Source organism: Reyranella massiliensis 521 (assembly GCF_000312425.1).
Taxonomy (GTDB): domain Bacteria; phylum Pseudomonadota; class Alphaproteobacteria; order Reyranellales; family Reyranellaceae; genus Reyranella; species Reyranella massiliensis.
Genome location: NZ_HE997181.1, coordinates 4815355 through 4838293, shown reverse-complemented (window position 1 = coordinate 4838293; position 22939 = coordinate 4815355). Strand labels below are relative to the sequence as shown.

23 protein-coding genes are annotated in these 22939 nt (G+C 66.2%); 10 read left to right on the top strand and 13 right to left on the bottom strand.

What is annotated here, in order from left to right; all coding sequences use genetic code 11:
- Nucleotides 1-6: 6 nt before the first annotated feature.
- Nucleotides 7-1368: a tetratricopeptide repeat protein gene (locus BN60_RS23635; protein ID WP_083856258.1), complete on the bottom strand. Its 1362-nt coding sequence runs from the start codon at nucleotides 1366-1368 to the stop codon at nucleotides 7-9.
- Here BN60_RS23635 and BN60_RS29225 point away from each other — a divergent pair.
- The gene (locus tag BN60_RS29225; protein WP_083856257.1) at nucleotides 1361-2002 is read left to right on the top strand and encodes a Smr/MutS family protein; all 642 of its coding nucleotides are present in this window, start codon (nucleotides 1361-1363) and stop codon (nucleotides 2000-2002) included. The genes BN60_RS23635 and BN60_RS29225 overlap by 8 nt on opposite strands.
- On the opposite strand, the gene ada is transcribed toward BN60_RS29225, so the two are convergent.
- The 3 genes from ada to BN60_RS31225 form a co-directional block, all read right to left on the bottom strand.
- Complete coding sequence (ada, locus tag BN60_RS23625; protein ID WP_020698644.1) at nucleotides 1936-3069, bottom strand: bifunctional DNA-binding transcriptional regulator/O6-methylguanine-DNA methyltransferase Ada; 1134 nt, start codon at nucleotides 3067-3069, stop codon at nucleotides 1936-1938. The two genes, BN60_RS29225 and ada, sit on opposite strands and share 67 nt — an antisense overlap.
- Before the next feature lie 72 nt (nucleotides 3070-3141).
- Nucleotides 3142-4008, bottom strand: a complete 867-nt coding sequence (locus tag BN60_RS23620; RefSeq protein WP_020698643.1) for an alpha/beta fold hydrolase — start codon at nucleotides 4006-4008, stop codon at nucleotides 3142-3144.
- 172 nt (nucleotides 4009-4180) lie between these two features.
- Nucleotides 4181-4420: a DUF1127 domain-containing protein gene (locus BN60_RS31225; protein WP_020698642.1), complete on the bottom strand. Its 240-nt coding sequence runs from the start codon at nucleotides 4418-4420 to the stop codon at nucleotides 4181-4183.
- A 141-nt stretch (nucleotides 4421-4561) separates the two neighbouring features.
- On the opposite strand from BN60_RS31225, the gene gcvA reads away from it, so the two are divergent.
- Nucleotides 4562-5485: a transcriptional regulator GcvA gene (gene gcvA, locus BN60_RS23610; protein WP_020698641.1), complete on the top strand. Its 924-nt coding sequence runs from the start codon at nucleotides 4562-4564 to the stop codon at nucleotides 5483-5485.
- A gap of 45 nt (nucleotides 5486-5530) precedes the next feature.
- Here the strand turns inward: gcvA and BN60_RS23605 are convergent, their stop codons facing one another.
- The 3 genes from BN60_RS23605 to BN60_RS23595 are packed head-to-tail and all read right to left on the bottom strand — an operon-like array spanning nucleotide 5531 to nucleotide 8930.
- Entirely contained in the window at nucleotides 5531-6595 is a 1065-nt protein-coding gene (locus BN60_RS23605; protein WP_020698640.1) for a lysine-2,3-aminomutase-like protein, read from the bottom strand.
- Nucleotides 6592-7284, bottom strand: a complete 693-nt coding sequence (locus tag BN60_RS23600; protein ID WP_020698639.1) for a hypothetical protein — start codon at nucleotides 7282-7284, stop codon at nucleotides 6592-6594. The genes BN60_RS23605 and BN60_RS23600 overlap by 4 nt, the downstream gene beginning before the upstream one ends.
- Nucleotides 7281-8930, bottom strand: coding sequence for a flavin-containing monooxygenase (locus BN60_RS23595; protein ID WP_020698638.1), 1650 nt, complete (start codon nucleotides 8928-8930; stop codon nucleotides 7281-7283). The genes BN60_RS23600 and BN60_RS23595 overlap by 4 nt, the downstream gene beginning before the upstream one ends.
- Before the next feature lie 267 nt (nucleotides 8931-9197).
- On the opposite strand from BN60_RS23595, the gene BN60_RS23590 reads away from it, so the two are divergent.
- The 3 genes from BN60_RS23590 to BN60_RS23580 are packed head-to-tail and all read left to right on the top strand — an operon-like array spanning nucleotide 9198 to nucleotide 13274.
- Nucleotides 9198-10400: an HlyD family secretion protein gene (locus tag BN60_RS23590; RefSeq protein ID WP_051150179.1), complete on the top strand. Its 1203-nt coding sequence runs from the start codon at nucleotides 9198-9200 to the stop codon at nucleotides 10398-10400.
- Nucleotides 10387-11970 (top strand): DHA2 family efflux MFS transporter permease subunit, encoded by a 1584-nt coding sequence (locus BN60_RS23585; protein WP_020698636.1) that lies wholly within the window; start codon nucleotides 10387-10389, stop codon nucleotides 11968-11970. Before BN60_RS23590 ends, BN60_RS23585 begins: the two co-directional genes overlap by 14 nt.
- Nucleotides 11971-11993: 23 nt before the next feature.
- A complete protein-coding gene (locus tag BN60_RS23580) occupies nucleotides 11994-13274 on the top strand; it encodes an ArgE/DapE family deacylase (RefSeq protein ID WP_020698635.1) in 1281 nt (426 codons plus the stop codon).
- A 152-nt stretch (nucleotides 13275-13426) separates the two neighbouring features.
- Here BN60_RS23580 and ald read toward each other — a convergent pair whose 3' ends face one another.
- Complete coding sequence (gene ald / locus BN60_RS23575; RefSeq protein ID WP_020698634.1) at nucleotides 13427-14542, bottom strand: alanine dehydrogenase; 1116 nt, start codon at nucleotides 14540-14542, stop codon at nucleotides 13427-13429.
- A gap of 113 nt (nucleotides 14543-14655) precedes the next feature.
- On the opposite strand from ald, the gene BN60_RS23570 reads away from it, so the two are divergent.
- Nucleotides 14656-15198: an Lrp/AsnC family transcriptional regulator gene (locus BN60_RS23570; RefSeq protein WP_051150178.1), complete on the top strand. Its 543-nt coding sequence runs from the start codon at nucleotides 14656-14658 to the stop codon at nucleotides 15196-15198.
- Here BN60_RS23570 and BN60_RS23565 read toward each other — a convergent pair.
- The 5 genes from BN60_RS23565 to BN60_RS23545 all read right to left on the bottom strand — a co-directional run bounded on the left by BN60_RS23565 (nucleotide 15137) and on the right by BN60_RS23545 (nucleotide 19638).
- Nucleotides 15137-16000 carry an EamA family transporter gene (locus BN60_RS23565; protein ID WP_020698632.1) on the bottom strand — a complete coding sequence of 288 codons (864 nt, stop codon included), beginning with the start codon at nucleotides 15998-16000 and terminating at the stop codon, nucleotides 15137-15139. The two genes, BN60_RS23570 and BN60_RS23565, sit on opposite strands and share 62 nt — an antisense overlap.
- 4 nt (nucleotides 16001-16004) lie before the next feature.
- Nucleotides 16005-16622 (bottom strand): 3-isopropylmalate dehydratase small subunit, encoded by a 618-nt coding sequence (gene leuD / locus BN60_RS23560; protein ID WP_020698631.1) that lies wholly within the window; start codon nucleotides 16620-16622, stop codon nucleotides 16005-16007.
- Between the two features lie 2 nt (nucleotides 16623-16624).
- The gene (gene leuC / locus BN60_RS23555) at nucleotides 16625-18019 is read right to left on the bottom strand and encodes a 3-isopropylmalate dehydratase large subunit (protein ID WP_020698630.1); all 1395 of its coding nucleotides are present in this window, start codon (nucleotides 18017-18019) and stop codon (nucleotides 16625-16627) included.
- 43 nt (nucleotides 18020-18062) lie between these two features.
- Nucleotides 18063-19277 (bottom strand): tetratricopeptide repeat protein, encoded by a 1215-nt coding sequence (locus BN60_RS23550; RefSeq protein ID WP_020698629.1) that lies wholly within the window; start codon nucleotides 19275-19277, stop codon nucleotides 18063-18065.
- 157 nt (nucleotides 19278-19434) lie between these two features.
- Entirely contained in the window at nucleotides 19435-19638 is a 204-nt protein-coding gene (locus BN60_RS23545) for a DUF1127 domain-containing protein (protein ID WP_020698628.1), read from the bottom strand.
- Nucleotides 19639-19754: 116 nt separating this feature from the next.
- On the opposite strand from BN60_RS23545, the gene BN60_RS23540 reads away from it, so the two are divergent.
- The 4 genes from BN60_RS23540 to BN60_RS23525 all read left to right on the top strand — a co-directional run bounded on the left by BN60_RS23540 (nucleotide 19755) and on the right by BN60_RS23525 (nucleotide 22939).
- Nucleotides 19755-20663 (top strand): transcriptional regulator GcvA, encoded by a 909-nt coding sequence (locus BN60_RS23540; protein WP_020698627.1) that lies wholly within the window; start codon nucleotides 19755-19757, stop codon nucleotides 20661-20663.
- Between the two features lie 78 nt (nucleotides 20664-20741).
- Nucleotides 20742-21800: an LLM class flavin-dependent oxidoreductase gene (locus tag BN60_RS23535; protein WP_020698626.1), complete on the top strand. Its 1059-nt coding sequence runs from the start codon at nucleotides 20742-20744 to the stop codon at nucleotides 21798-21800.
- 4 nt (nucleotides 21801-21804) lie between these two features.
- The gene (locus tag BN60_RS23530) at nucleotides 21805-22257 is read left to right on the top strand and encodes a MarR family winged helix-turn-helix transcriptional regulator (RefSeq protein WP_020698625.1); all 453 of its coding nucleotides are present in this window, start codon (nucleotides 21805-21807) and stop codon (nucleotides 22255-22257) included.
- 58 nt (nucleotides 22258-22315) lie between these two features.
- Entirely contained in the window at nucleotides 22316-22939 is a 624-nt protein-coding gene (locus BN60_RS23525; RefSeq protein ID WP_020698624.1) for an MSMEG_1061 family FMN-dependent PPOX-type flavoprotein, read from the top strand.

The following is a 22939-nucleotide window of genomic DNA, read 5'->3' as shown; positions in this document are numbered from 1 at the left end:
CTGTGCTTACTGGTTCTGGTCGAGCGCGGCGCGCGCCAGCAGCGCCTCCTCGTTGTCCGGATTCGCGGCCAACGCGGCATCCAGCGTCTCGCGCGCCTTGTCGCGCTCGCCGAGGGCCGCGAGGCAGAGGCCGTAATTGACCAGCAAGCGGGCATCGCCCGGCAGGGCGCGCAGGGCATGCTCGTGCTGTGGCTTCGCTTCGGCCGCGCGGCCCAGGGCGACCAGCGCCCGACCGAAGTTGGTGAGCGCGAAGGGATCGTCCGGCACCGTCTTGAGGGCCCGCTTCAGCGCCCGCCGCGCCTCGTCGAAACGGTCCAGGCCAAGCAGGGCCAGACCTTCGTTGTTGAGGGCGCGCGGATCGCGCGGCGCGATCTTCAGGTAGGGCGTCAGGACAGCCAGCGCCTCTTCGAAGCGTTTGGCGTCGATATGGATGATCGAGAGCTGCAGCACGGCGTGGCGGTCCGCCGGGTTGCGCGCAATGAGCTGTTTCAGCAGCTCCATGGCCTGATCGGCCTTGCCTGCAGCGGCCTGCGCCAAGGCCAGGGTGCGGTAGCCGGGGCCGAAAGTCGGGTCGAGATCCAACGCCTTCTGGATCGGCGGGATCGCATCGCTCGGACGGCCTGCAAAATGCAGGATGTAGCCCAGCGCATGGTTGATCGTGGGGCTGGAGGGCGCCAGTTCGAGAGCCCGGCCGGCCTCGGCGATGGCTTCGTCGTGATGGCCGAGGGCAGACAGCGCCAGCGCCCGGTCGCCGAGGATCTGACCGCGGCGGGCGGCATCCTCGCCGGCATCGGCCAGCGCCATGTCCAGAACCTCGATCGCGGCGGAGGGCTGGTTCAGACGATAGAGCGCATAGCCCAGCATATTGCGGGCGCGTGCCTGCGATGGCTTCAGGGCGTCGCCCTGATGCTCGTTGATGGCGCGGTCGACGTTGCTCACGAATTCCGAGAGTTCGCGCTCTGCTGCAGCGTAGCGCTCCTGGTCCATATGGACCGAAGCCAGCGCCAGGCGCGCTTCGACATGGGTCGGCGCCTGGCGGATGGTGTCGCGGAAACGACGCGCTGCTTCGTCGAGATTGCCCAGCCGGCGCGACGCCAGGCCGAGATTGTAGAGCAGCATCGGCTCCCGTGGATCCTTCGCCACGGCCTTGCGCCACAGACCTTCCGCTTCCTGCAGCGCGCCGCGTTGCGACAGGCAGACCGCAAGATAGTGGAGAATGTCGGGCCGTTCGCCATGCCGACCGAGCGCCTTCCGAAACAGTGGCTCGGCGCGATCGAACCAGCCGGCACGCAAAAACTGCAAGCCGGTCTTCAGATCGGGATCGGGTTGAGGTTGGGCGTTGGGCCGAGGAGGGGGAGCGATGGCCATGATGGGCTGTGTAGACCTGCCCCACCGGCAAGGCTACACGAAAACCCCCATGGTCAGAAATACGGTCAAGGACGCCGATCTGTTCGCCGCGGCGATGGCCGACGTGAAGCCGCTCGACAAGAAGCGGCGGACCGCAAGCCTCGTTGCGCGCGTCGTTCCGAAGCCGAAAGCCGAGGTACCGGCAAAGCCCAAGGCCAGGATTCTCCCATCGGTGCCATCCCGGGCGGCAAAGGTGCCGGAGCTGAGCACCGATGACCGGACGTTCGATCGGGATGTTTCACGCGCCCTGTCCCGCCGCCGGCTGTCGCCCGAGGCTTCGCTCGACCTGCACGGCATGACGCTCGCGGCGGCAGAGCAGGCGGTCGGCCGATTCCTCTCGCGAGCGGCCGACCGCGACCTCAGGGTGGTGTTGATCGTGACGGGGAAAGGACTGCGCAAGGAAAGCGGCCGCCTGATCGGCGGCCGCATCCGGTCGGAATTCGTGGGCTGGCTCAATCGCGCCGACAATCGTGCCTATGTGCGAGCGGTCCGATCGGCCCACGCCCATCATGGCGGCAGCGGCGCGTTCTATCTGTTGTTGCGCCGCCGCTCCTCGGCCAGGAGCCGCTCCTTGCGGGCCACGCCCCAGCGATAGCCGGTCAGGGCGCCGCTGGCGCCGACCGCACGATGACAGGGGATGACGACGGCCGCCTGGTTGGTCGCGCAGGCACGGCCGACGGCGCGGGCCGACTTGGGTTCGCCGATTTGGCGGGCAATCTCGCCGTAGGTCCGGGTTTCGCCGGCCGGGATCTCGGTCAAGGCCTTCCACACCTTCCATTGAAAAGCCGTGCCCACGATGTCGAGCGGCACGTCGGGGGCGTCGAGCGCCGACGGCTTGCGGCCATAGAGCCGCGACAGGACGCCTTTGACCCTCGCGCTCAAGCCCTTGTCGTCCCGTTCGATCTCGGCGGCCGGGAAGTCCCGCTTCAGGCTTTTCTCCAGCGCTTGGTCGTCGTCGCCCAGGAAGACCGCGGCGATGCCCTTCTGCGTCGCCGCGACAAGGACACGGCCGTAGTCGGAGTCGACGGTGGTGTAGTCGATGTGCGCACCTGCGCCGCCCTTGGCGTAGGTCGCGGGCGTCATGCCGAGTGCCCGGTCGCTGCTTTCGTAGACCCGGCTGGGCGAACCGTAGCCCGCGCCATAGATCGCGTCGGCGACGCTGGAGCCATCGCGCAGGGCGCGGCGGAAACGCTCGCGCTTGCGGGCGATCAGCCAGTCGCGCGGATTGACGCCCAGCTCGGCCAGGAAGCGCTTGCTCAGCGCGCCGCTGGACAGGCCGACCTTGCGGGCGACCTCGGCCAGCGACGGCGGACTGTCGGTGTCGCCCTCGTCGAACCCGGCATCGAACAGCTCGCAGGCGCGTGCCACCGGCCGGCTGAGGCCAAGATCGGCTCGCCACTCGCGCGGCTTGCAGCGCTTGCAGGGGCGGAAGCCTGCCGCCTCCGCCGCCTCGGGCGAGGCATGGAAGGCGACGTTGGCGCGCAGCGGCGGGCGAGCCGCACACGAGGGCAGGCAGAAGACCCCGGTCGTCTTCACCGAGAACCAGAACCGGCCGTTGTAGGCCCGGTCGCGTCGCTGGACGGCCTGCCAGCAAGTGTCCGGGTCTGGGAGAGTTGAGGTGGCGAGGGCCACGGCGGGGAACGAAAGAGGATGCTGGGTCATGGCGCCTAGAAAACACCATGACCCCAACCTGCTCTATCCGGCGCCGGCCGGCAATTCCCTTGCCGGAGACCGTCAGGACTCCAGGAACGGCACGATGATCGGCAGCAGAAGGTCGGTGCGGTAAAGGATGCCGAAATGGGTTGCCCCCGGCAGAATGGCAAGCTGGGAGGCCGGCAGGCCCGCCATGCCGCCGTCCGGTCGGGCGCCGCCTAGCAACCGGAACAGGTCGACCATGGATTCCGGTCGAAACAGGTCGGCATCGCCGGCGATCAGCAGGGTGGGTGCCTTGATCGACTGGATCTTGGCGTCGGGCCAGTCGGTCGAAGACAGCATCATCTGCTTCATCTTTTCGACGAACACCGGCCAGCGCTTGGGATCGGGCGCGGTCTCGAGATAGGCCTTCTCCATCGGCGTGCCGCTGAAGCCCTGGACCGTCATACCCGGCCACATGGCCCGGATCGACGGGTAATAGGCATCCATCCTGTGGTGCGAGGAGATCACCACCAGCTTGGCGACAAGTTGAGGCTCTGCGGCCGCAATGCGCAGGGCGACGCCACCGCCCATGCTGAAGCCCAGCACATCGGCTTTCTCGACTCCGAGCTGCTTCAGGAGGACCGTGACGTCGGTGGCCATCTGGTCGAGGCTGAGCGGGCGGTCGAGATCGACAGTGCGGCCGTGGCCCTCCAGGTCAACCGCGATCACCTGCCGGCCCTTGGCCAATGCCGGCAGGATCGGGCCCATGGCCTCGATCGTCATGAAGCCGCCATGCAGCACCAGCAGGGGCCGGCTCTTGGATTGAGGCTGGGCCTGCCCGTGAAGCTGATAGTAGAGCTTGAGGCTTCCGATATCGGCGTATTTGCCATTGCCGGGCTTGCTCTGGGCAAGCGCAGCCACAGGCGCGAGCAGAGCCGCGGCCAGGAAGAGGACGTGTTTCAGCATCTCGGCACTCCGGAATTGTGATCGAATGCCCTTAGGACGAACGACCGATCCGGAAGCCGACAGGCTTGCCCGATTTATTGAAGGGCCCGGCAACACGCAAAGATCACCGGAGAAAAGGGGTTATTCCTCCGACGATCGATGGCGTGTTTTCCAGGGACGCCTGGGCGGCGCGCTAGCTCCAGTAACCCTTGTTGGCTTCGAAGCGTGCGGTGGCTCGGTCGATGCCGATATCCCGCAAGAGCCTCTCATCCAACTGAGAGAGTTGGCGTCGCGACCGGGCGAGCTCGGTTCGAGTCATGGCTTTCTCGATCCCGGCCGCAACCACACCCGCCAGCAGCGACACGGCGCGGCCGACAGAGAAGGAGGGGGCTTCCGCACGAGCAAATGCCCGTACGCTGGACAGGGTCGACATGACTTAGCTCCGTTTGAGGCGACCAATGCCGGGAGTGGCGGTTCCGCCTCGTTTACAGGCTGTATTTGCGGTATGCTGAGCTTTATTTCAAAGGATCAAACCTCGGGGGAGGGATAGAATTTCTATGAACGGGTGCCCTAAATGAGCCGTTCTCAATTGCCTCTGAACGCGCTCCGGGCCTTCGAGGCCGCCGCCCGCCACGCAAGCTTCACTCATGCCGCCGAAGAGCTTCACGTTACCCAGGCTGCCGTCAGCCATCAGGTAAAGGCGCTCGAGGAAAGGCTCGGCGTGGCGCTGTTCGTGCGCCGCCCGCGTGGGTTGGAAATCACCAGCGAAGGCGAGGCGTTGCTGCCGGATCTGCGCGACGCTTTCGACCGCATGACCAATGCGTTGGAGCGGGTCGGGCGCAAGGCCAATTCGGGCACACTGAATGTCAGCCTGGTCACCACGTTTGCGCTCGGCTGGCTGGTGCCGCGGTTGCATCGCTTTCAGGCCAAGCACCCCGAGATCGAAGTGCGCATGACGACGAGCCAGAAGCGCGTCGACTTCGCGCGCGAGGATGTCGATTGCGCCATCCGCTTCACGGTGCAGCCGGAGGCCGATATCCATGCCACGCGGCTTTTCAGCGATGTGCTGACGCCGCTTTGCGGCAAGCGTTATCGCGACAAGCTGAAGTCGCTCGACGATCTCAAGCGCGTGCCGTTCATCGATATGACCTACGATCCCGAGTGGCCGATCTGGCTGCGTGCGGTCGGCATGGGCGACTTCAAGCCCAAGCGCGTGCTCACGTTCGACTCGACGATGATCGCCGTCGAAGCGGCGATGGAAGGCGCGGGTGTGGCCGTTGGTCCGCCACAGCTCTTTCGCGAAGAGCTGGCGGAGGGCCGGCTGTTCCAGCCGTTCGACCAGATCGTCGATAGCGGCAAGGCATGGTGGTTCGTCTGTCCGCCGGCATCGGTCAATCGTCCGAAGACCAAGGCGTTCGAGGAATGGCTGGTCGAGGAGCTGGCCGCCCCCCAGGCCCGGTCAAGCCGGCCCGCCCTCGCGGCGGGCGGTCGCCGATAGGAGGGCTCTGAGAAAAACTAGGGCTCGACGCCTCGTTCGGAGGCGTCAGCGCGGCGGATAGGAATGGCTGCCGCCGAACGCATCCTGGACGGTGAGCGCGTCCGGGTCGTCGCCGAGATAGGACGGTCCCACCGGGACCTTGCCGTGGCCGCCCGGTACGTCGAGCACATAAGTCGGCTGCGCCAGGCCGGAAAGCCGGCCACGCAGGGCTTTCATCAGCGCCTGGCCCTCGGCGATCGACACGCGGAAATGGCCGGTGCCGCGCACCAGATCGGGATGATGGAGGTAGTAGGGTTTCACGCGTGCGGCGATGAGCGCGCGCATGAGCTGCTCTAAGGTTTCGACATCGTCGTTCACGCCTTTCAGCAGCACCGTCTGGGCCATCAGGGGCAGGCCTGCATTCGCGAGCCGCGCGAGGGCGGTGCGCGCCTCGGTCGTGAGTTCGCGGGCATGGTTGCAGTGCACACCCAGCCAGACGCCGGTACGGCGCGGCCGGAGGGCGGCAACCAGTTCCTCGGTAATCCGGCCGGGATCGGCCACCGGCACGCGGCTATGGATACGGATCACCGCGACATGCGGGATGGCGTCGAGGGCGGCGAGCAGGCGGCCGAGACGGCGCGGCGCCAGCATCAGCGGATCGCCGCCGGTCAGGATCACTTCCCAGATCTCCGGCCGTGCCCGGATATAGGCAAGAGCGGCGTCCAGCTCGTCGGCCGACAGCGCCTCGCCGCCTGGCCCCACCTTTTCGCGGCGAAAGCAGAAGCGGCAGTAGACCGGGCAGACATGCAGCGGCTTCAGCAGCACGCGGTCGGGATAGCGATGGACGATACCCTTCACCGGCGAGCGGAACTCGTCGCCGATTGGATCGGCCAGCTCTTCGGGCGCCACCTCGGTTTCGGCCACGCTCGGCACGAACTGGCGGGCGATGGGATCTCGCGTGAGGTCCGTGCGATCAATCAGGGCCGCCATCTCGGGCGTGACGGCAATCGCCATGGATTGCGCGGCAGCCTCCAGCCGCGGGTCGGGCGACAGGAGCCCCTCGCGTTCCAGAGCGTCCAGGGAGCGCAGCGTCGGCATGGCGGCGGTGAGATAGGCGTCGCGCCGGCTCAAGTCCAGCGGGCGGTATCCTGACGGTCGGCAGCTGTCAGAAGGGTCGCAGTGGAAACCACCGTCCAGTCGCAGAGGTCGTAGCGGCGGCTGAGCTTGTCGCGAACCTGCGCCTCCGCAGCACCTTCGGGGAGCTTGGACCGCTCCCACATGGCGAGGTTGGGCCGGCGGGTCAGGAGCAGGCTGCGCACACCGCCGAACCGGCCGGCGCCGCTGGCTTCGTCGGCCGCCTTGCCCGTTCGGTCGCCGGTGGCCTGCCAGAGTCCGATGACCTGCGAGTCGTAGGCGCTCTCGAAGCCGGGCCACGCGGCCGCGCAGAGGTCGAGAAACTCCGGCCAATGCGGCTCGGGCGTCGCGAACCAGCGGAAGGCGTAGTTGCCCTGCCGCGTCGGTGGTGTTTCGTCGGTGGGACGGAGGGTGGCCATCATCGCTTCGCTGTGGGCGGCGCGGAGGTCAGGTTCCTGATCGAGCAGCGCCTGTTCGGCGGTGGCGGCTGTGACCGCCTTCGGCCAAACGCTGATCGCCTGCAGTTCGTCGCGCGGCCGGCCGATCTGGCTGCGCCAGACGCCGTAGAGCGTACCGCCCGCGTCGGCGAGGCGCCGCGCGCCGTCGGCCGCCAGCCGGTCGGCCAGCGCCTGCCATGTGCGAGGCGCTGCGTCGATGCGATGATGGACGAAGATCGCGGGCGTCACGCGAGGACGGACTCGTGCCGCGACAGCGTAAAGCCCGGATAGCCGTCGGCTGCGACTTCGTCGCAACGCTTCTTGTAGCGGTCGAAGCCGCCGACATAGGGCATGAAGACGCGTGGCTTGCCGGGAATGTTGGCACCCACGTACCAGGAATTGGCCAGCGGGTAGAGCGTCGAGTCGGCCACGGCATTGACGTGGCTCACCCATTCGCTCTCGGCATCGGCATTGGGTGCGATGCGGTCGAGCTGGTGCTTGTGCAGATGGTCGATGGCATCGGCGATCCAGTCGACATGCTGTTCGATGGACGCGATCATCTGCGTCTTCACGCCGGGGCTGCCGGGGCCGGTGATCACGAACATGTTGGGAAAGCCCGAGATCATCAGGCCGAGATAGGTGAGCGGTCCGCCGGCCCAATGATCGGCCAGCACCGCACCGTCGGTCGTGCGGATGTCGATCTCGCGCAGGGCGCCGGTCATGGCGTCGAAGCCCGTGGCGAAGACGATGGCGTCGAGTTCGTAGTCGCCCGCCGCGGTGCGCACGCCGGTCTCGGTGATCTCCTGGATCGGTGCGCTCCGCACGTCGACCAGGGTGACGTTGTCGCGATTGTAGGTCTCGTAATAGTTCGTATCGAGGCAGAGCCGCTTGGTGCCGATGGGGTGGTCCTTGGGCGCCAGCAGCTCGGCGGTCTTCTGGTCCTTCACCGTGTCGCGGATCTTGTTGCGCACGAATTCCGAAGCCGTGTCGTTCGACTCCTTGTTCACCAGCAGGTCGGTATAGGAATAGAGGTAGCTGATGCTGCCACCCTCCTGCCACTTGGACTCGTAGGCCCTGTTGCGTTCGTCGGCCGGCACGTCGAGCGCCGACTTGGTGGGCTTGGGATGGCCGGCGATGGCGAAGGGTGTTTCCGCGGCCGCGGCGCGGCGGGCCGGATACTCGGCCTTGTGGCGGCGTTCGCGTTCCGGTTCCATCGGTCCGTTGCGCGCCGGCAGGCTGAAATTGGCGGTGCGTTGGAATACGTGCAAGTGCTTGGCCTGGCTGGCGATGATCGGGATCATCTGCACACCCGATGAACCCGTGCCGATCACGCCGACGCGCAAGCCGGTGAAGTCGACGCCTTCGTGAGGCCACAGGCCCGAATGGTACCACTTGCCCTTGAATCTCTGGATACCCTTGAAGTCCGGCACTCGCGGCGTCGAGAGGTTGCCCGCGGCCATCACGCAATAACGTGCGCGGATCTCCTCACCACTTTCGGTACGCAGGGTCCATTCGTTGGCCTTGCTGTCGAAGGTCGCCGCCTTGATGCGCGTGTTGAGTTGTACGTCGCGGCGCAGGTCGAAACGGTCGGCGACATGGTTGATGTACTTTAGGATCTCGGGCTGGGTTCCATAGCGCTCCGGCCACTTCCACTCCTGCTGCAGCTCGTTGGAGAAGCTGTAGGAGTATTCCAGGCTTTCGACGTCGCAGCGGGCGCCGGGATAACGGTTCCAGAACCAGGTTCCGCCAATCCCTGAGCCCGCCTCGTAGGCCCGGACCTTCAGGCCGAGGCCGCGCAGGCGATGGATGGCATAGAGACCGGCCAGTCCGCCGCCGACGATGGCGACGTCGAGCTGCCGGGCAGGGCGGGCAGGACTCTGGGAGGCATCAGGCATGGTGGCATCCCCGGGTTGAATTTTTGCTGTGCGAGCGGCGTATCGGTGGCCTCGGAAGAAAGGTCAGTCGGGCCGGCCGATTTGGCAAGCGGCCGTGGCCAGAGAGCGAAACGGCGGCATGGATGCGCGGCTTGGCATGCAATCGGCGCGGTGCTGCAAGGCGGCTTTCAGGTTGAAGAACGATGGCCCGCCGAATGTTTCAGCCTTATTCTTTTTTTATGACAAAGGCTGACAGCGCATCTCGATTGGGGACGGCGGAGTAGCGTCGTGGATCAATCGGTATCGCCGCCCGACGCCAAGTCGACGCCTCAGCCCGCTTCGCAAGTTCCCCGTGCCGTGCCCCCGGTCGGCATCCTGCCACGCGTCAGTGCAGGGAGACGCGCAGGCATCGTGCGCGCCCTGCTGCGGCCCCGCTCGCTGGGCATTGCCGCGCTGCTCGGTATTGCTCTCGTCTATGGCGGCCGCGAACTGCATCTGCGGCTGACCCACGTCTACGAGTACGACGCGCGCGTCACGGCCGACGTGGTGACGATATCGAGCCGCGCCGACGGCTGGGTGACCGATCTTGCGGTGCGCGAGGGCATGATGGTCGAAGCCGGTCAGGTCCTGGTCAAGATCGACGACAGGGTCGCCAAGCTTCGGGTCGGCGCGCTGCAGTCGCAGGTTCAGGAGGTTCAGGCCGAACGCGCCAAGCTGCGGGCCGAATGGCGCCTGAGCGAGAGCCAGATGGATGCCCTCACCCGCACGCGCACGTCGGCTGTGGTGGTGCGCGAGAAGGCTCTGGCGGCGCTGCGGTCGGATCTCGACCTGGCCCGCCTGGAGCTGGAGCGCAGCACCACCCTGTTCAGCAGCCGCGTCATCAACGAGCGCCAGCTTCAAGTGTCGCAGGCGGCGGTGTCGAAGCTCGAAAGCCAGATCCAGCAGCTCCAGGCCGAGCACGAGCAGGCGACGGGCAGCCTCGAGGAAGCCAAGAGCGAGAGCTACAAGCTCGGCGTCATCGACGCCCAGATCGCCGCGCTTGCCCATCAGGAGGCCAACCTCGAAGCGCAGCTTTCCCAGCAGCTCGTCGATGTCGAGGATCGCACCATCAAGAGCCCGGTGCCGGCCGTGATCGACCGCACCTTCGTGCTGCCGGGCGAATACGTCGCCTCGGGCCAGCGCATTCTGCTGCTGCACAATCCCGACGAGGTCTGGGTCGAGGCCAACATCAAGGAGACGCAGGTCGGCAAATTGAAGCTCGGCCAGTATGTACGCGTCTCGGTCGACGCCTATCCCAGCGACACTTTCGAGGGCAAGGTCGCGCGCATCGGCAGCGCCACGACGGCCCGCTTCGCCCTGCTGCCGACGCCCAATCCCTCGGGCAATTTCACCAAGATCACCCAGCGTGTCCCGGTCAAGGTCGACATGGTCAAGATGCCGAAGCCACTGACGCCCGGCATGATGGTCGAAGTCGAAATTGACATCCGATAGCCCCCTCCAGACGGCGGCGGCGCTCTCGGAACGTTACGGGCCGGCCTATCGCTGGCTGGTCACCGTCACCGGCATGGTCGGCGTCGTCTCGATGGTGCTGGCGATGACCACGGTCAACGTGGCGGTGCCCGACGTCATGGGCGCCTTCGGCATCGGCCAGGACAAGGCGCAGTGGATGTCGTCGGCCTACATGGCGACGATGACCGCCGGCATGCTGATCAACGCCTGGCTGACCGGCGTGCTGGGCGAACGCCGCACTTTTGTCGGTGCGCTCTTCTTTTTTTCGCTGGGCGCCGTGATGGGCGGCAGCGCGCCGACCGAGGATGCGCTGATCTTCGCCCGTGTTCTCCAAGGCTTCAGCGCCGGGGTGGCGCAGCCTCTGGTCATGGCCACGATCTTCACGGTCTTTCCCGCGGACCGCCGTGGCATGGCGATGGGCGTGTTCGGCCTCGGCGTCGTCTTCGCACCGGCCATCGGCCCGACCCTGGGCGGCCTGATGATCGAATACTTTTCCTGGCGCTACGTCTTCTTCATCTCGCTGCCCTTCTGCGTGATCGCCGCCGTCATGGGGCTGGTCTTCATGCCGACGCGACCGATCCCGCGGGTCATCCCGCCGTTCGACTGGCTGGGCTTCGTTCTGCTGTGCCTGGCGCTGTTCGGGCTGATGACCGGCATTGCCGACGGCCAGCGCGAGGGCTGGGCTTCCGACGCGATCGTCCTGCGTCTGGTCGGCGGCGCCGTGGCGACGGTGGCCTTCGTCGCCTGGGAGCTCTACACGCCGCGCGCGCTGCTCGACGTGCGAATCTTTGGCAACGTCGAGTTCTCGGCGGCGGCGCTGATCGCCTTCATCTTCGGCGCCGGCATGATGGGCTCGACCTACATCGTGCCGGTGTTCGTCCAGACCATCATCGGCTTCACGCCCCTGCTGGCGGGCCTGATGATGATGCCGGCCGGCATCATGCTGGCCTTCATCTTTCCGCTGGCCGGCCGCCTGTCGGACGCCATGCCCGCCTCGACCATGATCATCGGTGGGCTGCTGCTCTTCTCCCTGGGCTTCGTCTGGATGGCAGCGGCCGACATCGACACCACCTTCTGGACGCTGGTCGCCATGGTGATGGTCTCGCGCCTGGGGCTGGGCTTCATCAACCCCAGCCTCAACGCCTCCTCGCTGAAGGCGCTGCCGGCCGACAAGGTGCGGCAGGGTGCCGGCGTCGCCAACTTCATGCGGCAGCTCGGCGGCGCCTTCGGCATCAACCTGATGGTGGCCTTCTTCGAGGTCCGCACCCGCTTCCACGCCGACGCGCTGACCGGCACGCAGGATTGGGGCAACCGCACCACCGAACATCTCCTTACCCAGCTTGAGAAGCTGATGCAGAAGAGCGGCCTGCCCTTCCAACAGCAGAAGGCCGGTGCGCTGGAATATCTTGGCGCCATCGTGCACGGCAAAGCCCAGATGTTGGCATTCTCCGATACCTTCATCATTGTAGGTGTCGTGGCCCTCGTCGCTCTCGTCCCGGCGGCCATGCTGTCGCGCTCGCAACGGCGTGCGCGCAAGCTGGCTTGGAACTGAGGGCTCGTTTCTGGAGTTGAGTGATGCTCGATGCTGCCGTGAAGACGAAGATCATGAACGAGGTCGATCGTCGGTTCGACGATCAGACCAAAGTGCTGGCCGATCTGGTGAAGATCCCGTCGACGCGGTTTCGCGAGGCGCCGGCGCAGGACATGATGGCGCGCCTGTTTAAGGAAGACGGGCTCGGCATAGACCGCTGGCAGATCAAGATCGATGATCTCAAGCACCTGCCGGGCTACTCGCCGCACAGCCAGGATTACGACGATGCGTGGAACGTGGTCGGCGCCTGGCGGCCGTCTTCGCCCAAGGGCCGCTCGCTGATCCTCAACGGCCATATCGACGTGGTGCCCGAGGGGCCGCACGAGATGTGGAGCCGCAATCCCTTCGAGCCCGCGGTGAAGGACGGCTGGCTGTACGGCCGCGGTTCGGGCGACATGAAGGCGGGCCTGATCCTCAACGTCTTTGCTTTGCGCGCGCTGAAGGCTCTGGGCTGGCAGCCGGCGGCCGACGTCTACCAGCAGTCGGTGGTCGAGGAGGAATGCACCGGCAACGGCGCACTGGCCTGCCTGCAGCGCGGCTACCGCGCCGACGCCGCGTTGATCCCCGAACCCTCGTCGGGCGTGCTCACCATCGCGCAGGTTGGCGTGATGTGGTTCCAGGTCAAGGTCACCGGCCATCCGGTGCACGTCTACAAGGCCGATGCCGGTTCCAACGCCATCGAATCGGCGTTCCGCCTGATCCAGCAGCTGCGCGAGCTGGAGAAGAAGTGGAACGCCAGGAAGGCGCATGACAAGCACTTCTGCGACCACCATCACCCGGTCAACTTCAACGTCGGCAAGATCGCGGGTGGCGACTGGGCGAGCTCGGTGCCGGCCTGGTGCACCTTCGACATGCGCGTGGGCGTGCTGCCGTCCCAGAACCTCAAGGAGTGCCGGCAGGAGATCGAGGACCTGATCCGCCATGCCGCGGCCAACGATCCGTTCCTCGGCAACAACCCGCCGAGCGTGACCTGGGAGGGCTTCCAGGCCGAGCCTTTCGTGCTGAAGGGCCACGAGCAGGTGCGCGACGTGCTGGCAGAGGCGCACAAGACGGTGTTCGGCGCGGCACTGGAGGACAAGACCTCGACCGGCACGGCCGACAACCGCTTCTTCGGCCTCTATGCCGGCATCCCCGCCCTGGTCTACGGCCCGCAGTCCGACGACATCCACGGCTTCGACGAACGCGTGAATCTGGAATCGGTGCGCAAGATCACCCAGGCGACGGCCCTGTTCATCGCCGAGTGGTGCGGCCTGCAGAAGGCTTAGCGGAGGGCCTTTTCTGTCATTCTGAGCGCAGCGAAGGATCTCATGCCGGTGGCAAGCGGCGATGAGGTCCTTCGCTTACGCTCAGGACGACAGGGATTGCTGCCCTGATATAGAGCCTCCTCCCTCTCGCGAAGCGCGGGGGAGGAAGAGGACTACGCCGCGATTGCTTCGTCCGCCGGCGAGAAGGGCAGGCCGAGACTCTCGGCCGCCGCCCTGTGCGTGAAGCGGCCGCGATGGATGTTGAGGCCGGCGCGGAGATGCGGATTCTCGGCGACCGCAGCGAGGCCCTTGCGTGCCAGGGCGAGGCCGAAGGGCAGCGTGGCGTTGTTCAGCGCCTCGCTCGACGTCAGAGGTACGGCGCCGGGCATGTTGGCGACGCAGTAGTGGATCACGCCATCGACCTCGAACGTCGGAGCGGCGTGGGTCGTCGGATGCGAGGTCTCGAAGCAGCCGCCCTGGTCGATGGCCACGTCGACGATCACCGCGCCGCGCTTCATCGACTTCAGCATCGCCCGCGTCACCAGCTTCGGCGCGCTGGCGCCGGCGATCAGCACGGCGCCGATCACGACATCGGCCGAGAACACTTCGGCCTCGACGGCTTCGAGAGTCGAATAGCGGGTGCGCACGCGGCCCTCGAACAGCTCGTCCAGCTCGCGCAGGCGCGGCAGCGAGCGGTCGAGGACGGAAACATCGGCGCCGAGGCCCGCGGCCATGCGGGCGGCATGGGTGCCGACCACGCCGCCGCCCAGTACCACGACCTTGGCTGGCGCCACGCCGGGCACGCCGCCCAGCAAGAGCCCGCGTCCGCCTCGGTGACGTTGCAGCGCATTGCCGGCGGCTTCGATGGAGAGTCGGCCGGCGACCTCGCTCATCGGCGCCAGCAGTGGCAGGCCGCCATGGGCGTCGGTCACGGTTTCATAGGCGATAGCCGTGCAGCCCGACGCAAGAAGGCCGCGTGCCTGTTCAGGGTCCGCGGCCAAATGCAGGTAGGTGAACAGGATCTGGCCCGGCCGCAGGCGGACCCATTCGTTGGGTTGCGGTTCCTTCACCTTCACGATCATGTCGGCGGCGGCGAAGACCTCAGCGGCCGTGCCGGCGATCGTGGCGCCGGCCCTGCGGTAGACTTCGTCGTCGGCGCCGATGCCGGAACCGGCCGTCGTCTCCACGACCACCTCGTGGCCCGCATGGACATATTCTCTGACCGCGCCGGGCGTCAGCCCGACGCGATATTCATGCGTTTTGATCTCCTTCGGCACTCCGACGCGCATCGAATGGGTCCTTCTGTGTCAGTGTGCCAATTTATCAAGGGCTCTGGTTTGAGTTTCTGCAATCTGGCGGTGAAATGATAGGATTACACCAGATATCCGCGGCCAGGAGGCAAATGGCGCAGAATTCAAAACGAGTCGACATGGACCGGGTCGACGGCCTCATCCTGTCGGAACTGACGGCCAACGCGCGCGTAAGCCAAGTCGATCTTTCCGCCCGCATCGGTCTGTCGAGCACGGCGATCGCCCGTCGACAGCGGGCGCTGGAAGAGGATGGGATCATTCGGGGCTATCAGGCGGTGCTCGACCTTGGTCGGTTTGGTCTTGCGGTCACGGTGATTGTCAGGATCACGCTGGAAAGCCAGAGCGACGACGCCCTCAAGGCATTCGAGGCGGGCGTCATCGATTGCCCGTCGGTCGTGCGCTGTTTCCTGATGTCGGGCAGCGACGACTACATCGTTACCGTGCTGGCGCGCGACATCGAGGATTTCGAACATATCCATCGCACCGAGCTGTCGCGGCTGCCGCGCGTTGCCCGCATCGAATCGAGCTTTGCCTTGCGCGAGGTGGTCAGCCGCGCGGTGCCGCCGGTGGTCTTCAGCGCATCCGCCGCGCCGAAGCATAAACCCCCGTCGCCACGCCGCCCAACACGACGATAATGCCCAGCAGACGCACGCCTCCCACCGGCTCGCCGACCAGCAGGGCGGCGAAGGTCAGCGCGGCACAGGGCACGAGGAGCGATACGGGGCCGATCTTCGCGGCGGGATAAGTGCGCAGCAGCGTGCCCCAGATCAGGTAACCCAGCCACATCGCCGGCACGACCGTATAGAAAAGCACGAACCAGCCGCGCCAGGTCGGCGCCAGCAGCGGCGAGAGCAGCGCCGTCGGCCCGTCGATCACCAGGGCGGCAATACCGAGTGGCAGGGGCGGCAGGACGCTTGCCCAGACCGTCACCGCGAACATCGACACGCCGCGGGCCGAGCGAAAGAAAAGATTGCCGGTTGCCCAGGTGAGCGCCGACAGCAGCGCAAGCCCGATGGCGAAGAGACTGGCCGAACCCTCGACCGTCCGGGCGATCAGCGCGATGCCCGCGACCGCGATGGCAAGCCCCAGCCACTGGCCGCGCGTCGCGTGCTCGCGCAGGAAGAGGGCAGCCAGCACGACCGTGAGCGGTCCCTGCATCTGCACCAGCACGGAGGCGAGGCCGGGCGGCAGACCTGCTTCCATGGCGAAGAACAGGAAGACGAACTGGCCGGTGAACATGAAGCCGCCGATCCCGGCCAGGGTGCCCCAGGAGATCGCGGGCTTCGGGACGAACAGGATCGGCAGCGCGCCCAGCACGAAGCGCCAGGTCGCGAACGTAAAGGGTGTGAACTCGTCGAGGCCGAAGCGGATGACCGTGAAGTTCAGCCCCCACATCGCCACGATGAGGAGGGCCGCAGCGACGTGGAGAGGCGTCAAGCGACTAGAGCCAAACCCAGGGCCGTACCGTCTTGTCCTGCGCCTGCCACGCAGCGATCTCGTCCTTGCGCGCCATGGTCTGGGCGATGTCGTCCAGACCGTTCAGCATCGCATGCTGGCGCCGCGCGTCGATCTGGAAGGGAATGACGCGCCCGGTGGGCGAGACGACCTGGCAGTTCTCGAGATCGATCGTCACGCGGGCATTGCCGGGCGAGGCCTTCATCTCGTCGGCGAGCTGCTCGATCTCGTGGATCGGTAACGCCACCGGCAGCAGGCCGTTCTGGAAGCAGTTGTTGTTGAAGATGTCGCCGAAGTAGGGCGCGATCACCGCGCGGATGCCCATACCCTTCAGCGCCCATACCGCACCCTCGCGGCTCGATCCACAGCCGAAATTCTCGCGGCTCAGGATGATGGGCGCGTCTCGATAGGGTTGCTGGTTGAAGATGCAGTCGGGGTCTTCGCTGCCGTCCGGCTTGAAGCGAAGCTGCTCGAAGCAATACGGCCCGAGACCGTCGCGGGTCACATTGTCTACCAGCCGTTCGATGCGGATGATCAGGTCGGTATCGACGTTCTGGCGCATCAACGGCGTCGCGACGCCGGTCACCTTGGTGAATTTGTCCATGATCAGATCTTCCTGACGTCGGCGATGGTGCCCTTGATGGCGGCCGCCGCCGCCATGGCCGGGCTCGCGAGATGGGTGCGCGCGCCGGGGCCCTGACGGCCGACGAAGTTGCGGTTGGACGTCGAGACGCTGCGCTTCCCGGGCGGCACGCGTTCGCCGTTGGAGGCAAGGCACATCGAGCAACCGGGCTCGCGCCATTCGAAGCCGGCGTCGAGGAACACGCGGTCCAGCCCTTCGGCCTCGGCCTCCTGCTTGATGCGGACGGACCCGGGCACGACCCAGGCCGTAACGTGATCCGCCTTGTGTCGTCCTTTCACGATGGAGGCCGCAGCGCGCAGGTCGGAGATGCGGGAGTTGGTGCACGAGCCGATGAACACCCAGTCGACCTTGGTGCCCTCGATGGGCTTGCCGGGTTCGAGGCCCTGATACTTGAGCGCCGCTTCCCAGGCCCCGCGCTTTTCCTCAGGGCCGGTCCTGGGATCGGGAATGGCGCGGTCGACGACGATGACATGTTCGGGGCTGGTGCCCCAGGTGATCTGTGGCGCGACATGCTGCATGTCGACCGTGTGCTCGCGATCGAACTCGGCGTCGGGATCGGATGGCAGCGTGCGCCAGTGCGCCACGGCGCGCTCCCACATCGCGCCCTTCGGCGCATAGTCGCGGCCGTTCAGGTATTCGTAGGTCGTGTCGTCCGGCGCCACCATGCCGGTGCGTGCGCCCATCTCGATGGTGAGGTTGCAGAGCGTGAGGCGCGCCTCGACCGGCAGGGCGCGTACGGCCGAGCCGGCATACTCGACCGAGTAGCCCGTGCCGGCGGCGGTGCCGAGTTCGCCGATCAGGTGGAGGATCATGTCCTTGGCGGTGACGCCGGGCATCAGCTGGCCCTCGAAGCTGGCGCGCATGCGCTTGGGCTTCCGCTGCACCATCGTTTGCGTGGCGATCACATGCACCAGTTCGGAAGAACCGATACCGAAGGCGAGCGAGCCCATGCCGCCATGGGTGGAAGTGTGGCTGTCGCCGCAGACGAGCGTGGTGCCGGGCAGGGTCAGCCCTTGCTCGGGCCCCATGACATGTACGATGCCCTGTCCGTCCTGGCCGAGATCGAACAGCTTGATGCCGTAGGCGCGGGTGGTCTCGCGCATCGACAGGATCAGCGGCTCGCCCGGCGGATGCGTCTTCTCGGTCCGGCCCGGCTGCGTCGACATGGTGTGGTCGGGCGTGCCGTAGGCCAGGCGCGGCTGTGCCGGCGGATAGCCCTTGTCGATCGCTTCCTTCAGCGCCTTGCCGCCGGACATGTCGTGAAGCAATAGCCGGTCGATGTGCAACAGCACGAAGCCGTTGCCGAGGTCGGTGATGACGTGGCTGTCCCAGATCTTGTCGAACAGGGTCTTGCCCATGGGGTTGGCCTTTGGGTTGAGTTTCCGCCGCAGGAGGCGGATATCAGCACCCGGCGAGCCGCGCCGCCAGTCCCTCGCTGTCCTCGTCATGCAGCAGTTCGGCAGACGCATACCAGGATGTTGTTCCGAGCCTCGGTCCCCAGAGCCAGTCTGCGATACGCGGCACAAGAAACAGCGTCCTGATTCCGAGCGATGCCGCAAGATGCGTGGGCCAGGTGTCGTCTCCGACCACGAGGCGACAGCTCGCCACGCGCGCCGCATCACGCTCCACGTGAAGGCCGGCCGGTGGCTCGTGGTGGCTGAACCAGCCGATGCGCGACGACGGGTCGGCCTGCCTCTTCAACGCGACGGGCGGCGGTAACGTGTCGAGCGACCAGCCCAGCAGATGCGGCAGGCTGCGCAACGGCGCTGCGGCGGCAAAGCTGTCCAGCGGCTCGCCGCGCGAGATCGTCGGCGCGGCGACAAATCCGGTGAGGGCGGGCGCACATTGAACGACGCCCTCGACGCGCGCGAGCATCAGCACGTCACGCAGCGCCCCCTCGCTCTCGATATCGGCCTGTTCGGGATAGATCAGGAGGCGGCCATCGAGCGGTTCGCCCTGCCAACTTGGCAATTCGGGGGTGTAGCGTTCGCCAGGAATTTCCAGCCGGGCTTCGTGATCGGCAAGGCCGCGCCACCAGTCGCCCTGGCGCAACAGCAGTTCGCCGCGCCGCAGCCGCAATTGCGGATCGCTCGGCCGGCTGACCAGTGCGGTATCGAGATCTGCCAGGGCGCCAGCCCATTCGCCGCGCGCCGCCAGCAGGGCCGCGCGGGCGCTGAGGCTCGGCAACAGGCGGTTATCGAGGGAAAGCGCGAGATCGTAGGCGCGCTCGGCCTCCTCGGCACGGCCCAGCGCTTCGAGTGCGCGGCCGGTATTGTGGGCGATCGCGGGATCGTTCGGCTTCAGCCGCGCGGCCCGCGCCAATGCCTCCAGCGCCGGCTCGTACTGGCCAAGCTGCATCAGGCAGCCGGCGAGATTGGTCTGCGCCGTCGCTTCGCGCGGCAGGAACTTGGCGGCACGCTCCAGCGGCTCGCGCGCATCGGCGAAGCGGCCGAGCTTCAGCCGGATCTGCCCCAGGAGATGGAGGGCCTGGCCGCCATTGGGCCGTTCGTCGACGATGCGGGCAAAGCCTGCTTCGGCGCCGGCAAAGTCGCCCGCCGCGGCTCGTTGCAGGGCCTCGCGGCCCAGGGTCTGTATTTGTTGTTCGGAAAGCGCCACGCGCGGGCTCTAGCAGAGGCCGGGGCGCGGTCAAAGAGAAAGCGGCGGTAAAGAAAAAGCCGGCGGTCGACAGGGAGGCAGAAGATCGACCGCCGGCCAGTGTCCGGAGAGGGAGGGCCCGCGCAGGGTAAAGACGGGCCCGCTCCGGATTTCGATATCAGCCGCGCCAGAAAGGCTTGTTCACCTCGAACTGGATTTCCGTCGGGCTGATCCCCAGATCACGCGCGATGCGCGGGTCGATCTGCGCGAGTTCGCGGCGCTCCTTGGTGCGCTGGCGCCAGGTGGCGAGGATCATGCCAAAGGCCGCGAAGGTGCCGGCAAGCGGGGCGTTCGAACTGTAGTGAAGCGAGATGTTGGCCATGGGACTTCTCCCAAAAATGTTGTCGTGTGCTGGGCGTGATGTGCGCTTCGTGGCCCCCCTTTACAAATGACCCTTTGTCCTGTTTTGATTAAAATACCTCATGCGATAGGAACCCCATGAAGCGAAGCCTTCCGCCGCTCAACGGCTTGCGTGCTTTCGAAGCCGCTGCCCGTCACATGAGTTTCACAGATGCCGCTCACGAATTGAGCGTTACCCAGGCGGCTATCAGCCACCAGGTGAGGGGCCTCGAGCAGCGTCTCGGATTAAAATTATTCGTGCGGCGCAATCGCTCGCTTCTACTGTCGGAAGCGGGCCAAGCCTATCTGCCGGCCGTGCGGTCGGCATTCGACCAGCTCAACGAGGCCACCGAGAAGCTTCTGCAGAAGGATCGCGGCGGTCACCTCACGGTAACGACTACCTCCTCCTTCGCCATGAAGTGGCTGGTCCCGAGGCTGGGCGGCTTCCAGCGCGCCAATCCGGAGATCGACGTCCGGATCTCCACCGGAACGTCGCTGGTCGAGTTTTCTCGCGAGGATGTCGATATCGGCATCCGCTACGGCCGCGGGCAGTGGCCGAATCTGGTGGCGGAACGGCTGGTCGACGAAGACGTGATGCCGGTCTGCGCGCCGTCGCTGGTCAAGGGACCGAACGGGCTCAAGAAGCCTGCCGACCTCAAGCGCTTCACGCTCCTGCACAGCATCAACTTCCCCGACGACTGGCAGGTCTGGTTGACTGCGGCCGGTGTGAAGGGCGTCGATGCCTCGCGCGGCCTCTCCTTCGACTTTGCGCTCGCGACCTATCAGGCCGCCATGGACGGGCTGGGCGTCGCGCTCGGCCGAAACCCGCTGGTCGAGCCCGATCTCAAGGCCGGCCGCCTCGTCGTGCCGTTCGAGTTCAAGCGGTCTTCCGACTTCGCCTACTATCTCGTCTACCCGCCCGAGGCGATCCGGCGTCGCAAGATCAAGGCTTTCCGCGACTGGGTCGTGTCGCTCTCGGAGGTCGCGTCGCCGGTCGCCGGGTCCTGATCACTTAAATGAGAACAAGTTATTTGCATTTGCAAGTAACATGAGAGGAGTGGATGATCGCCGAAAAGGGAGGCGATCATGCAATTCGGCTACTTCACGCTGAGTGACAACCGCTATCCGGGAAATACGCGCTCGGCCGAGGACTTCCTCAAGGACATCTTTGCCGAGGCGCTGTGGGCGGAGAAGGTCGGGCTGAACTCGGCCTGGATCGGCGAACATCACTTCAACCTGCTGGGCGTCAACGCCTCGCCGCTGGCCATGCTGGCGCAGCTCGCCGGCGCCACCACGAAACTGCGCCTGGCGCCGGCCGTTACGCTCCTGCCGGTCCACCATCCGCTGCACGTCGCCGAGGAATGGGCGACGCTCGATCTTCTTTCCGGCGGGCGCGTCGATTTCGCCGCCGGCCGCGGCTACGACCGCAAGGAGTACGAGCCGTTCCAGGCGCCGTTTGAAGAATCCGCCGAGCTGTTCGCCGAGGGGCTCGAGATCGTGTGGCGGGCCTGGACCGAAACCGGCAAGTGGTCGCACAAGGGCAAGTTCTACGAATTCAAGGATGTCGAGGTGCGGCCGAAGCCGGCGCAAAATCCGCTTCGGCCCTACGTCGCCTGCTTCTCGCGGCCTTCGATGGAACTGGCGGCAAAGAACGACTGGAACGTGATCTATGCGCCCTTCGCCGCGGCCATGGTCTACGGCTCGCTGGCGGACGCCGTACGCGTCTATCGCGAGACCTGTGAGACGAGATTCAAGCGGCCGATGCGGCGAGCCATGTGCTCCTACTTCGTGCACATCGCCGCGACCCCGGAAGAGGAGCAGTACGGCAAGGAAGCGCTGGTGCGCTATTTTCAGGACGCGCTGATTGCAGCCTTCCCCTCGTCGTCGGGCGAGAAGGTGCCGCCGACCTACAAGTACTTCGTCGATATCGTGAACATCCTGCGCGACATGCGGCCGGAGAAGCTGACCGACAAGTCGATCCTGTGCGGCAGCCCGCAGCACATCGTCGACACTCTTAAACAGGTCGAGGCGGCCGGCGTCGCCGAGGTGATCCTTTATTTCAACTACGGGCAGAAGCCGCACGCGCTGGTGAAGGAGCAGATGGAGCGCTTCATGCTCGAGATCGCGCCGCATTTTGCGAGCTGAGCCGATGGGGCCGCTCGATTCCTATCTGCCCTATTTGCTCAATCGCGCCGGCGCGCGGATTGCGACTGCTTTCGGCGAGGAGGTTCGCCCGCTGGGCGGCACCTTGCAGATCTGGCGCGTTCTGGCCGCTCTGCGTGAAAGCGATGGCCGGCGCATGGGCGATCTCTCGGCGACGACGTCGATCGATGTATCGACGCTGACGCGGCTGGTCGACAGCATGGAGAAGAAGAGGCTGGTGGCCCGCCGCCGCGATTCCGCCGACGCTCGCGTCGTCGTCCTGCATGTCACGGCAGAGGGCCGCCGCCTGACCCGGCGCCTCCTGCCCATCGCCGAACGCTACGAGAAGGTGGCGCTGCAAGGTTTCGCGGCCGCGGAAGCGGCGCAGCTCAAGGAGGCGCTGCGCCGCCTCTACGCCAACATGGATGCGCTGGAGAGGCCCCATAAGGCGCGCGGTTGAAACCCGGCGCCTTGTAGTCGATTGTGCTGCAAACGATTCTTAAAGGGAGCCCTGCCTCATGGCGCGCCTGAGTTCTACGGACGATCTTCGCCGCATCATTGCCGAGCCGCGACCCGCGACGCGCAGCAAGATTCTCGATGCGCTGGACGAGCAGTCGATCGACTTCCTGAAACGGTGCCCGTTCGCCCTGGTCGGCACGACGGCGGCCGACGGTACGATCGAGGTCTCGCCCAAGGGCGACGAGCCGGGCTTCATCCGCATCGAGGACTCGCGGACCCTGCTGATCCCAGAGCGGGTCGGCAACAATCTGGCCTTCGGCCTCAGCAACATCCTGGCGACCGGCAAGGTCGGCATCATTGCGCTGGTTCCGGCGACCGGCGAGACGCTGCGCATCTCCGGGACGGCCGAACTCTACGACGATGCCGACCTGCTGGCGTCGCTGAGCTCGCTCGGCAAACCGGCGCTGCTGGCGACCCGCGTGCACATCAAGCACTGCTATTTCCACTGTGCCCGCTCGATCGTGCGCGCCAAGCTCTGGGATCCCAAGGCGTGGCCGGCGCCGGGCCGCATCTCCTTCGGAAAGATCATCGCCCCGCGCATCGGCGAAAGCGCCGAGGTGGCCGCCCAGATCGACGCCAACGTCGAGAGCGCCTATACGACGAGGCTCTGGCAGAATAGCTAG

Bases quoted from the DNA above. Each gene is read 5' to 3' on its own strand.
- BN60_RS29225 (WP_083856257.1), top strand. From the start codon at position 1,361: ATGGCCATGATGGGCTGTGTAGACCTGCCCCACCGGCAAGGCTACACG.
- BN60_RS23635 (WP_083856258.1), bottom strand. From the start codon at position 1,368: ATGGCCATCGCTCCCCCTCCTCGGCCCAACGCCCAACCTCAACCCGAT.
- ada (WP_020698644.1), bottom strand. From the start codon at position 3,069: ATGACCCAGCATCCTCTTTCGTTCCCCGCCGTGGCCCTCGCCACCTCA.
- BN60_RS23620 (WP_020698643.1), bottom strand. From the start codon at position 4,008: ATGCTGAAACACGTCCTCTTCCTGGCCGCGGCTCTGCTCGCGCCTGTG.
- BN60_RS31225 (WP_020698642.1), bottom strand. From the start codon at position 4,420: ATGTCGACCCTGTCCAGCGTACGGGCATTTGCTCGTGCGGAAGCCCCC.
- gcvA (WP_020698641.1), top strand. From the start codon at position 4,562: ATGAGCCGTTCTCAATTGCCTCTGAACGCGCTCCGGGCCTTCGAGGCC.
- BN60_RS23595 (WP_020698638.1), bottom strand. From the start codon at position 8,930: ATGCCTGATGCCTCCCAGAGTCCTGCCCGCCCTGCCCGGCAGCTCGAC.
- BN60_RS23580 (WP_020698635.1), top strand. From the start codon at position 11,994: ATGCTCGATGCTGCCGTGAAGACGAAGATCATGAACGAGGTCGATCGT.
- ald (WP_020698634.1), bottom strand. From the start codon at position 14,542: ATGCGCGTCGGAGTGCCGAAGGAGATCAAAACGCATGAATATCGCGTC.
- BN60_RS23570 (WP_051150178.1), top strand. From the start codon at position 14,656: ATGGCGCAGAATTCAAAACGAGTCGACATGGACCGGGTCGACGGCCTC.
- leuD (WP_020698631.1), bottom strand. From the start codon at position 16,622: ATGGACAAATTCACCAAGGTGACCGGCGTCGCGACGCCGTTGATGCGC.
- leuC (WP_020698630.1), bottom strand. From the start codon at position 18,019: ATGGGCAAGACCCTGTTCGACAAGATCTGGGACAGCCACGTCATCACC.
- BN60_RS23545 (WP_020698628.1), bottom strand. From the start codon at position 19,638: ATGGCCAACATCTCGCTTCACTACAGTTCGAACGCCCCGCTTGCCGGC.
- BN60_RS23540 (WP_020698627.1), top strand. From the start codon at position 19,755: ATGAAGCGAAGCCTTCCGCCGCTCAACGGCTTGCGTGCTTTCGAAGCC.
- BN60_RS23535 (WP_020698626.1), top strand. From the start codon at position 20,742: ATGCAATTCGGCTACTTCACGCTGAGTGACAACCGCTATCCGGGAAAT.
- BN60_RS23530 (WP_020698625.1), top strand. From the start codon at position 21,805: ATGGGGCCGCTCGATTCCTATCTGCCCTATTTGCTCAATCGCGCCGGC.
- BN60_RS23525 (WP_020698624.1), top strand. From the start codon at position 22,316: ATGGCGCGCCTGAGTTCTACGGACGATCTTCGCCGCATCATTGCCGAG.